11 protein-coding genes are annotated in these 11,094 nt (G+C 47.9%); 3 read left to right on the top strand and 8 right to left on the bottom strand.

The features are described 5' to 3' along the window. Positions 1 to 25: 25 nt before the first annotated feature. From F0316_RS02945 to rpsB, 6 genes are all read right to left on the bottom strand, one after another. A complete protein-coding gene (locus F0316_RS02945; RefSeq protein ID WP_000813568.1) occupies positions 26 to 868 on the bottom strand; it encodes a phosphatidate cytidylyltransferase in 843 nt (280 codons plus the stop codon). A gap of 17 nt (positions 869 to 885) precedes the next feature. Further along, a complete protein-coding gene (gene uppS / locus F0316_RS02940) occupies positions 886 to 1,638 on the bottom strand; it encodes a polyprenyl diphosphate synthase (protein WP_001180543.1) in 753 nt (250 codons plus the stop codon). Positions 1,639 to 1,729: 91 nt separating this feature from the next. Further along, positions 1,730 to 2,287: a ribosome recycling factor gene (gene frr, locus F0316_RS02935; RefSeq protein WP_000606619.1), complete on the bottom strand. Its 558-nt coding sequence runs from the start codon at positions 2,285 to 2,287 to the stop codon at positions 1,730 to 1,732. 53 nt (positions 2,288 to 2,340) lie between these two features. Beyond that, complete coding sequence (gene pyrH, locus F0316_RS02930; protein WP_000210548.1) at positions 2,341 to 3,072, bottom strand: UMP kinase; 732 nt, start codon at positions 3,070 to 3,072, stop codon at positions 2,341 to 2,343. A 187-nt stretch (positions 3,073 to 3,259) separates the two neighbouring features. Next, complete coding sequence (gene tsf / locus F0316_RS02925) at positions 3,260 to 4,102, bottom strand: translation elongation factor Ts (RefSeq protein WP_000301490.1); 843 nt, start codon at positions 4,100 to 4,102, stop codon at positions 3,260 to 3,262. A gap of 131 nt (positions 4,103 to 4,233) precedes the next feature. Continuing rightward, complete coding sequence (gene rpsB, locus F0316_RS02920) at positions 4,234 to 4,962, bottom strand: 30S ribosomal protein S2 (RefSeq protein WP_000179228.1); 729 nt, start codon at positions 4,960 to 4,962, stop codon at positions 4,234 to 4,236. 340 nt (positions 4,963 to 5,302) lie between these two features. On the opposite strand from rpsB, the gene map reads away from it, so the two are divergent. The 3 genes from map (at position 5,303) to F0316_RS02905 (ending at position 9,539) form a co-directional block, all read left to right on the top strand. Then, entirely contained in the window at positions 5,303 to 6,145 is an 843-nt protein-coding gene (map, locus tag F0316_RS02915; RefSeq protein ID WP_000023305.1) for a type I methionyl aminopeptidase, read from the top strand. Between the two features lie 104 nt (positions 6,146 to 6,249). Beyond that, a complete protein-coding gene (glnD, locus tag F0316_RS02910; RefSeq protein ID WP_001146858.1) occupies positions 6,250 to 8,880 on the top strand; it encodes a bifunctional uridylyltransferase/uridylyl-removing protein GlnD in 2,631 nt (876 codons plus the stop codon). Positions 8,881 to 9,155: 275 nt separating this feature from the next. Continuing rightward, positions 9,156 to 9,539, top strand: coding sequence for a DUF3461 family protein (locus F0316_RS02905; protein WP_000483924.1), 384 nt, complete (start codon positions 9,156 to 9,158; stop codon positions 9,537 to 9,539). 40 nt (positions 9,540 to 9,579) lie between these two features. On the opposite strand, the gene pgpA is transcribed toward F0316_RS02905, so the two are convergent. Continuing rightward, complete coding sequence (gene pgpA, locus F0316_RS02900; protein ID WP_001283263.1) at positions 9,580 to 10,098, bottom strand: phosphatidylglycerophosphatase A; 519 nt, start codon at positions 10,096 to 10,098, stop codon at positions 9,580 to 9,582. Continuing rightward, a complete protein-coding gene (gene thiL / locus F0316_RS02895) occupies positions 10,095 to 11,069 on the bottom strand; it encodes a thiamine-phosphate kinase (protein WP_001973101.1) in 975 nt (324 codons plus the stop codon). Before thiL ends, pgpA begins: the two co-directional genes overlap by 4 nt. Positions 11,070 to 11,094 lie beyond the last annotated feature (25 nt).

Below are 11,094 nucleotides of genomic sequence, written 5' to 3'. Positions count from 1 at the left end.
TCAGGCTGCCTAAGCAGCCTGAGTATTAGAACAAGAAATAGAGAAGAGCGAACACAGGGAAAGCGGCCGTTAGGCTATCAATCCGATCCAGAATGCCGCCGTGCCCAGGAATGATATTGCTGCTGTCTTTGATCCCAGAAACACGTTTAAACATGCTCTCGACCAAATCTCCTAGAACCGAAATCACCACAGTCAATAAGATGATCAGCAGCATGACAGGCATAGAGCTAAATTGAATACCAAACCACTCTGCTACCCAATAACCAACCAGCATGGCGGTGACGATGCCACCGACCAAACCTTCTATCGTTTTATTCGGGCTGACTGCGGGCGCCATTTTGTGTTTACCTAAGCTTTTTCCCACAAAATAGGCACCGCTGTCTGCGGCCCAGACCAGAAAACAGACGAAGAGAACTAATTTCGCGCCATAAAGAGGATCGGAAAGGTAAGTATCGGCGCGTAAGAACAACACACTCCAAAAGAAAGGCAGCAGCGTAAATAGGCCAAACAGGTGGCGAACAGTGCTGGAGTGCTCCCATAATGGACGCGAGCGCGGATAAGTGATCGCCAGTCCACTTGAGACGAGCCACCAAAGGCTACCGATACCCAGCACAATAAAATGCGCCGTATTCATATTGCTGATAGCCGGAAATTGAAAGTCGATCAAAGCGACACTGATACCACCAACCAATAAGGCGGGAATCATGGCTAACATGCGTGATGGTTGGTTAACGAACTGAGTCCATTCCCAGAATCCGAGTAAGGTCACTACTGCGAGTGCCAACATAAACCAAGCAAAAGGCAGATAAAGGATGCCAAGGATCACCAAAGGCGCCAGAATAAGCGCTGTAATGATTCGCTGCTTCAAATTGAGAAGTCCTATATTCAGTTTTCCATCAATGCCTTGATTTGTTCACCAGTACAGCCAAAACGGCGCTCACGATTAACAAACCAAGTCACTGCTTCAATCAGGCAGTTTTCATCGAACTCAGGCCAGAAGACTGGAGTGAAATACATTTCTGCATAGGCAAGTTGCCAAAGCATAAAATTACTAATGCGGCACTCTCCACTGGTGCGGATCAACAAATCCACATCCGGCAGATCAGCCATAGTCAAATGCTGCTTAAATACGGCCTCATCGATGTCCGACGGTTGCAGTTCACCTTGGGTAACCTTTTCAGCCAATGCTTGAGTAGCTTGCAAGATATCCCACTGTCCACCGTAGTTCGCAGCGATGTTGACCACCATGCCGGTATTGCTGGCGGTTAACTGCTCCGCTTGCGCGATTTTCGTTTGCAGACGCTCACTAAAGCGGCTTTTATCACCGATCACTCGCAAACGCAGATTGTTTTTATGCAATTTCTTAATTTCGGTTGAAAGAACCGTCATAAAAAGTTCCATCAACACGCCCACTTCTTCTTCCGGACGACGCCAGTTCTCGCTGCTAAAAGCAAACAGAGTCACGGCTTTAATGCCAAGGCGAGCAGAAGTAGAGATGGTTTTTCGTACCGCAGCCACACCATTTTTATGGCCGAAAACACGCGGTTTTCCCTGCGCTTTCGCCCAACGACCATTACCATCCATAATGACGGCAATATGTTTAGGCAATACATCTTGGGAAAGAGATAGATTTTGCATAAGAAACACAACGAACAATCAAAGAGGCGCAAGAGTAGCATAAAAAAACGCTGTGCTGCGAGCACAGCGTTTTGTTCACCAAGTCAGTGGATTAAACTTCCATCAACTCTTTTTCTTTTGCAGCAAGCACATCATCGATCTTCTTCACTGCCGCATCCGTCAGCTTTTGAATCTCTTCTTGTGCACGGCGTTCATCGTCTTCTGAAATCTCTTTGTCTTTCAGTAGCGCTTTCAGATCGTTGTTCGCATCACGACGAATGTTACGTACCGCAACACGACCGCCTTCTGCTTCACCACGCACGATTTTCACCAGATCACGGCGACGTTCTTCGGTGAGCGGTGGTAGTGGAACGCGGATAATGGTGCCGGCTGACATTGGGTTTAGACCCAGATCAGACATCAGGATCGCTTTTTCAACTTTTTGAGTTAATTCGCGATCAAACACGGTGATCGCTAGCGTACGTGCATCTTCAGCAATCACGTTAGCAACCTGATTAAGTGGAGTTGGAGCGCCGTAGTAGTCAACTGAAATACCCGTCAGCAGACTTGGGTGAGCACGACCAGTACGAATTTTAGACAGGCCATTTTTCAGTGCTTCAACACTTTTCTCCATACGCTCTTGCGCATCTTTTTTGATCTCATTAATCACAATATCACCTTAATTCTTGTTTTCGTTTCGAGAGCGTTTCGTTCGCAGACGGATCACTGCACGTCGCTGATCAGCGTACCTTCAGCTTCACCCATAACGACACGACGAAGTGCGCCTGGCTTATTCATGTTGAAGACACGAATTGGCATTTTATGGTCACGAGCCAGAGTAAACGCCGCCAAATCCATCACTTTCAGTTCTTTCTCAAGCACATCGTTGTAAGCCAGCTTATCATACAGTTGTGCATCCGGGTTGGCTACCGGGTCAGCGCTGTAAACACCATCTACTTTGGTCGCTTTGAGAACGACATCAGCTTCAATTTCAATACCACGCAGACACGCAGCCGAATCCGTAGTAAAGAAAGGATTGCCTGTACCCGCAGCAAAAATCACCACTCGGCCTTGACGCAATTCACGAATCGCATCAGACCAGCTGTAATCGTCACACACACCATTTAGTGGGATAGCAGACATCAGACGTGCATTGACATAAGCACGATGCAGCGCATCACGCATTGCCAAACCATTCATTACCGTGGCAAGCATGCCCATATGATCCCCAACAACACGGTTCATGCCCGCTTTGGCAAGACCAGCACCACGGAATAGGTTGCCGCCACCAATCACAACGCCCACTTGAACACCCAGCTCAACCAGTTCTTTTACTTCTTGAGCCATACGATCAAGTACCGTTGGATCAATACCAAAACCTTCAGAGCCTTGTAGCGCTTCACCACTTAGTTTTAACAGAATACGTTGATAAGCTGGTTTAGGGTTCGTTGTCATGGGAGTTTACCTTCCAAAGAGAGTTGAGGATTAACAGTCATGGATAGATTTGAGTGCTAGGCCAAAATCCATTCATCACGGTTAATCGAGTCGACGCTTTATGATTCAATCATTAACGAATCAACACCTTAATCGTGAAAAGACCGCAGCCATGGCCACGGTCTTTTTCTGAGCAATCGCGCTAGGATTAACCTTTTTGCGCCAGTGCTACTTCTTCAGCAAAGCTCAGGCCTTCTTGTTTCTCGATGCCTTCACCTACTTCTAGACGGATGAATGCAGAAACAGTTGCGCCTTTCTCAGCCAGAATTTCACCAACAGTTTTCTTTGGCTCCATTACGAATGGCTGACCAGTCAGAGAAACTTCGCCAGTGAATTTCTTCATACGGCCTTCAACCATTTTCTCTGCGATTTCTTTTGACTTGCCTTCGTTCATTGCGATGCCAACTTGAACTTCACGTTCTTTAGCAACCACTTCAGCAGGAACGTCGTCTGGAGTCAGGAATTCTGGGCGAGAAGCCGCTACGTGCATTGCAACGTGTTTTAGAGTTTCAACGTCAGCAGAACCAGCAACGACAACACCGATACGGTCGCCATGGCGATAAGTCGCCAGAGCTTCGCCTTCAACGTACTGAACGCGACGGATGTTGATGTTCTCACCAATTTTCGCAACAAGAGCAACACGAGCTTCTTCGAATTGTGCTTGCAGCTCTTCTACAGAGGCTTTAGAAGCGAGAGCAGCGTCAGTAACTTGGTTAGCAAATGCTACGAAGTTGCTGTCTTTTGCTACGAAGTCAGTTTGGCAGTTGACTTCAACCAGAGCCGCAATGCCTTCGCCTTCTTTGATCATGATGGTGCCTTCAGCAGCGATGTTGCCAGCTTTCTTAGCAGCTTTAGCAGCACCACTCTTACGCATGTTCTCGATCGCCAGCTCGATGTCACCGTTGGTTTCAACAAGGGCTTTCTTACATTCCATCATACCTGCGCCAGTACGCTCGCGCAGTTCTTTTACTAGAGCAGCAGTAACAGCCATTCTCTATTCCTCAGTTAATTCTGGATTGGGTAAAAATTGAGGGCCTACATTATCGGCCCCCAATGCTAACTATAACTTGGGCTATGCTACACAATCATGGCAGATAGCCTAAGTTTCACTCAGAGCCGAGATTATTCCGCTTCTACGAAACCGTCTTTTTCAGCTACAGCAGCTACGTCTTTGTTACGACCTTCGTTGATCGCTTGAGCAGCAGCATTCAGGTACAGTTGAACAGCGCGGATCGCGTCGTCGTTACCTGGGATGATGTAGTCTACGCCGTCTGGGCTAGAGTTAGTATCAACAACAGCAAATACTGGAATACCTAGGTTGTTCGCTTCTTTGATAGCGATGTGCTCGTGATCTGCGTCGATTACGAACAGAGCGTCAGGCAGGCCGCCCATATCTTTGATACCGCCAAGAGACTTTTCCAGTTTCTCCATTTCGCGAGTGCGCATTAGAGCTTCTTTCTTAGTCAGCTTGTCAAAAGTACCGTCAGTAGATTGAACTTCCAGCTCTTTCAGACGCTTGATTGACTGACGAACAGTTTTCCAGTTAGTCAGCATACCGCCCAACCAGCGGTTGTTAACATAGTATTGGTTGCTTGCTAGAGCTGCTTCTTTCACAGACTCAGATGCAGCGCGCTTAGTACCAACGAATAGAACTTTACCTTTCTTCTCGCCAACTTTTGCCAGCTCAGCTAGAGCTTCGTTGAACATAGGTACAGTTTTTTCTAGGTTGATGATGTGAACGCGGTTACGTGCGCCGAAAATGAATTGCTTCATTTTTGGGTTCCAGTAACGAGTTTGGTGACCGAAGTGTACGCCCGCTGTCAGCATATCGCGCATTGATACAGATGCCATTTTAAAATCCTCTATGGGGTTAGGCCTCCACATCCCCCGTATATCCGACTCCACTTGGAGCACCCCGGAATACGTGTCGGAATGTGTGTGATTTAAACAATTAGGTTTGTGGTTCCCAATCCTTTTCGCCAACAGGGAGAATAAGGACCCGGATTCCGGCGCGCTTTATATCATATTTCGCCCCTGTGTGGCTAGAAAAAATTCGTCGATAGCCAATGCAAAGCCATGACTTAGCCACTCGATTTTAGCGCCGGGCGACTGTTTTCTTGCGCTTCATCTGTCCATTGTTACAATAGCGCCACTAGCACCTTGTGTGCTCACAAGTGAGTAGAGAAAGCCGATGTCTATAAAAATCAAGAATGCCGTAGAAATTGAAAAAATGCGCGTTGCGGGCCGCTTAGCCGCTGAAGTTCTAGAAATGATTGAACCTCATGTGAAAGCAGGCGTGACTACCGAAGAGCTGGATCAGATATGTCATAAGTACATTACTGAAGTTCAAGGCGCGATTCCGGCACCACTGAATTATCACGGTTTTCCAAAATCAATCTGTACGTCGATCAACCACATTGTCTGCCACGGCATTCCTGCCAGTGAAGATACTTATTTTGGTCAGATCCAACGTCCTGCTGTACTGCGTGATGGCGACATCCTTAACATCGATATTACGGTTATCAAAGACGGCTACCACGGCGATACCTCAAAAATGTTTTTGATTGGCGATGTGTCGATTGAAGACAAGCGCCTGTGTCATGTGGCGCAAGAGTGTCTTTACCTCGCACTGAAACAGGTCAAGCCGGGCGTTCAATTGGGCGAAATTGGAACCACGATTGAAAAACACATCAAGACCAACAACAAAAACAACCCGCGCTTTAAATTCTCTATCGTGCGTGATTACTGTGGTCACGGCATTGGTGCTGAGTTCCATGAAGAGCCACAAGTGGTGCACTACAAAAACAGTGACCGCACCGTGCTGCGTGAAGGGATGATTTTCACCATTGAGCCCATGATTAACGCCGGTAAATTTGGCTGCCGTCTTGATGATGAAGATAGCTGGACGGTCTACACCGCCGATGGCAAAAAATCTGCCCAGTGGGAACATACGATTTTGGTCACCGCAACTGGCTGTGAAATCCTGACGCTACGCAGTGAAGAAAGCCTGCCACGCATCTTGAATAACGCCTAAGTTATCCTTCGATTGAAAATATCCCTGCTGGTCAGGGATATTTTTTTATCCGTCGCCATCTGCTAGATTGGTTCAATTCGTGTTAACGCTTGCATGGACGCACTATGCCGTATCAATCCCCTATCACATTTCAAGAACCCCAACTCACGGTAGAGAGCTTAAAGCAGCAGCTCGAAAGCTTTACTGAATACCAAAAGCAAGAGTTTTTCGATCACCATCCAGTGACCGACTTAGTGCTTGGCCGCTCCGAATACATGGACCTGCTACTCCACCGTTTGTGGCAATTTTTTGGCTTTGATGAGCTGGTTGAAGTGAGCTTAGTCGCGGTTGGGGGTTATGGGCGTGGTGAACTACACCCTCTCTCAGACATCGATCTCCTAGTCTTATCTCAACAGCCGCTCAGCGAACAAGTCGCCAATAAAATCAGCCAATTTCTCACCCTGTTATGGGATTTAAAATTGGAGATTGGCCACGCGGTACGAACCGTGGAACAGTGTGCTGAAATCGGTAAAGCTGACCTCACTGTAGCCACTAACTTGCAAGAAGCGCGCTTACTGTGCGGCTGTGAAGAGACCTTTCATCGTCTCAAAATGGTCATCCATTCTGAGTCCTTCTGGCCAAGTGAAATCTTCTATCAAGCCAAAGTGCGTGAGCAGAAAGAGCGCCACGCTCGATATCACGACACCACCTACAACTTAGAGCCAGACATCAAATCGACTCCCGGTGGGCTACGCGATATTCACACCTTAAGTTGGGTCGCACGCCGCCATTTTGGAGCAACGTCCTTGTATGAGATGAGCCGCTTTGGTTTTCTGACCGATGCCGAATACCGTGAGCTGGTTGAGTGCCAAGACTTTTTATGGCGCGTGCGTTTTGCGCTGCACATTGAGCTGAAACGTTACGACAACCGCTTAACCTTTGCGCATCAAGTGCAAGTCGCTCGTCATCTCGGTTACTTTGGTGAAGGCAACCGTGGCATAGAGATGATGATGAAAGAGTTTTTCCGCACCCTGCGTCGTGTGGCTGAACTCAACAAAATGCTGCTGAAAATTTTCGATAAAGCGATCCTCAATAATGGTGAAGAAGCCGAAGCCGTGATTATTGATGATGACTTCCAACGCCGTGGCAATATGATTGAAGCGCGTAAACCCGCGCTATTTCAAGCTCGTCCAGAAACTATTCTGGATATGTTTTTGCATATGGCCAGCGACTCCACAATCGAATCGGTTGCGCCAGCCACCATGCGCCAATTGCGCACGGCTCGTCGCCGACTGAATAAATTTCTGCACACCCTTCCCGCCGCACGCGAAAAGTTTATTGAGCTGGTACGCCACCCCAACGCACTGCATAAAGCGTTTAGCCAAATGCACAAGCTGGGCGTACTTGCTGCTTATTTGCCCCAATGGAACCAGATTGTTGGCCAGATGCAGTTCGACTTGTTCCACGTCTATACGGTGGATGAACACAGTATTCGTCTACTCAAACATATCCATCTATTCAGTGATGCCAATAACCACGATCGCCACCCTATTTGCTGTGAAATTTACCCTAAAATTCAGAAAAAAGAGCTGCTCATCCTCGCGGCTATTTTCCATGATATCGGTAAAGGACGCGGCGGTGATCACTCAGAAATTGGTGCCGATGAAGCGTTTGATTTCTGTATTGAGCACGGTTTATCTAAACCGGAAGCGAAATTGGTCGCTTGGCTGGTCAAAAATCACCTCCTGATGTCAGTCACCGCGCAACGTCGTGATATCTACGATCCAGATGTGATCATCGAATTTGCCAAAAAAGTGCGTGATGAAGAGCGCCTTGAATACTTAGTGTGTTTAACCGTCGCCGACATCTGCGCCACCAACCCTGAGCTTTGGAACAGTTGGAAACGGACTTTGTTGGCAGAGCTCTTTTACTCAACCCAGCGCGCGCTACGGCGCGGCTTAGAAAACCCCGTTGATGTCCGTGAACGCATTCGTCATAACCAGCAAATGGCCTCCGCCCTGCTGCGCAAAGAAGGCTTCTCTAGCCGTGAAATTGAGGTGTTATGGCAGCGCTTTAAAGCCGATTATTTCTTGCGCCATACTCATAAACAGATCGCGTGGCACTGCACCCATTTATTACGCCATGAAGACAGTAGCAAACCTTTGGTTTTACTCAGCAAAAAAGCCACTCGCGGCGGAACGGAAGTTTTTATCTACACCAAGGATCAGGCTGCTTTATTTGCGACTGTGGTTGCCGAGCTCGACCGGCGTAATCTGAACGTGCATGACGCACAAATCATGGCCAGTAAAGACGGTTATGTACTCGATACTTTCATGGTACTTGACCAAAATGGGCAAGCCATTGAAGAAGATCGCCATCAAGCATTGATTCGTCATCTGGTACATGTACTGGAAGATGGTCGTCCTACCACGCAAAAGGCAAGGCGCATTCCTCGTAACTTGCAGCACTTTAAAGTCAAAACTCAGGTTGATTTTCTACCAACCAAGAGTAAAAAGCGCACCTTAATGGAGTTCGTCGCGCTGGATACGCCGGGGCTACTGGCTACCGTCGGAGCCACCTTTGCCGAACTCAACTTGGATTTGCATGCCGCTAAAATCACGACCATAGGTGAGCGCGCAGAAGACTTATTCATTTTAACCAACGCCCAAGGCACGCGCCTCAATGAAGAGGAGGAGCAGCACTTGCGCGTGAAATTGATTGAACATGTCGCAGAGCTCGCTCCTAGCGCTCAGTAGCGAAACGGTCAAGGTGCGGGTGCGATCTTGAGCACAAGTTAACCTATTGAACTGTCAGGCACATCAACCAGCTGCTACAGTAAATTGAGTGCCATCTTGGTAAATGTATATACCCAAACAACTTGGAGTTGCAGGTAGGCGGCAAGTGAGTGAGTCCCCATGAGCATAGACAAGCTATGTGATTGGGGTGAACGAACGTAGCTAACACCGCTGCAGCTTCAAGTAGGAAGGGCATATCAAGAGGCGTGCGGGTTATTTTAACTAAGAGGTTGCCTATGTTTCCCCATCTCGTTGGCTTGGGTATTAATGAACCTACGCAAATTGAACGCTATTCACTGCGCCAAGAAGCGCATAAAGATGTATTAAAGATCTACTTCAAAAAGCAAAAGGGCGAGCTGTTCGCCAAAAGCGTCAAGTTTAAATATCCAAGGCAGATCAAAAATGTATTGGTCGACAGCGGCAGTCATCAGTACAAAGAAGTCACTGAAATTAATCGCAATTTAACACTGGTGATTGATGAGCTGAACAAGATAACCAAACCCGAAGTCATGGGTGAAGTGGACGTGAAACAGAAAATTCTTAATGATTTACGCCACTTGGAAAAGGTCGTTGCCAGTAAAATTGCCGAAATTGAAGCCGATTTGCAAAAGTTAAACTAGCTGAGTTTGGTTCCCCTAGGGGAACCTAAACAAGCGAATCTCAAGCAGGCACAGCAGGCAACCACTCTAACCAATAGCCGATGGCCGCTAAACTAATCGCGGCCATTACCCCAGCCACTAAATCATCAATCATGATGCCGAAACCGCCATGCACACGCTTATCCAACCAACTGATCGGCCAAGGTTTGAGCATATCGAAAAAGCGAAATAGCACAAAACCTGTCACGAGCCATTTCCAATCGAAAACCGGTAATTGGTATAACGGCACAATCAGCATAGTGATCCAAAAGCCGGCAAATTCATCCCAAACAATCGAACCGTGATCGTGTACCTGCATATCATCTGAGGTGACTTGGCAAATTTTTATGCCGATGAGGCTAGCGAACACAACCACGACGGCATACAGAGTCAAAGGGAGCTGTGCCAGCATTAAGTAAAATGGCACCGATGCTAACGTGCCCATCGTTCCGGGCACGATGGGCGACAAGCCACTGCCAAAACCAGTAGCAAGCAAGTGCCAAGGGTTACTTAAGGAGAGATTACTGCGTGGATCGCTCATGCTTTCACCTTGAAATGATCATACCCAGCCAGTTGCCAATCGAGCTTTTTCCCCTGATTGTGCAGCTCAAACGTACCGGCCGGGCGAATTTGGCCAATACAGGTCACTTTTGTGCCGCAATGGGCGAGCGCATTTTCCAGCGAGCCTCGGTTTTCTTCTGGAATGGTGAAGCAGAGTTCGTACTCTTCACCGCTGGTCAAGGCATACTGCTGCGCACTAGTGACACTGTCTACAAACTGCAATAGCTCTTTAGACAGCGGCAACAAGCTGACATCAATACTCGCCCCAACATTGGAACGTCGCAAAATGTGTTGCAGATCGGCAATCAGGCCGTCGGAAATATCAATCGCCGAAGAGGCCAAATGCACTAAGGCTTGCCCTGCCACAATGCGTGGTGTCGATAAGTAATGGCGCTGCTCAAGAATATCGGCGAAGGGTAAATGGCGCTTTTCCGGATCTAAAATCACGTCTAAGCCGGCTTGGCTATCCCCTAGATCGCCCGTGACATAGAGCCAATCGCCAACTTTCGCGCCGCTACGCAGCATAGCCTGCTCTTTGGGTAAAAAGCCCTGCACGGTTAATGTGATACTGAGTGGCCCTTTGGTGGTATCGCCACCAATGAGCTGCACATTGTAGTAATTGGCCAACTCGAAAAAAGCATCGCAAAATGGCGTTAGCCACGCATCATCAATCTCAGGCAGAGTCAACGCAAGCGAAACCCAAGCCGGAGTCGCGCCCATTGCCGCCAAATCACTGATGTTCGACGCTAAGGCTTTGTGCGCGACCCAAGCCGGATTGGCCTGAGCCAGAAAATGGGTTCCAGCAACTAAGGTATCCGTGCTGATCGCCACGCGCGAATTTTCAGGAACTTTGACAATGGCACAGTCATCACCCAATGCTAAGTGAACGTCTTTGCGTTGTGCTTGTCGGTTGGAAAAGTATTTATCGATTAAATTAAATTCACCAAACATCATCCAGACTCTTTGGTTGAAACGC

It is taken from the genome of Vibrio cholerae (assembly GCF_008369605.1).
GTDB lineage: Bacteria > Pseudomonadota > Gammaproteobacteria > Enterobacterales > Vibrionaceae > Vibrio > Vibrio cholerae.
The sequence above is the reverse complement of the archived record's forward strand: the minus strand, read 5'-3'. Positions and strand labels throughout refer to the sequence as shown.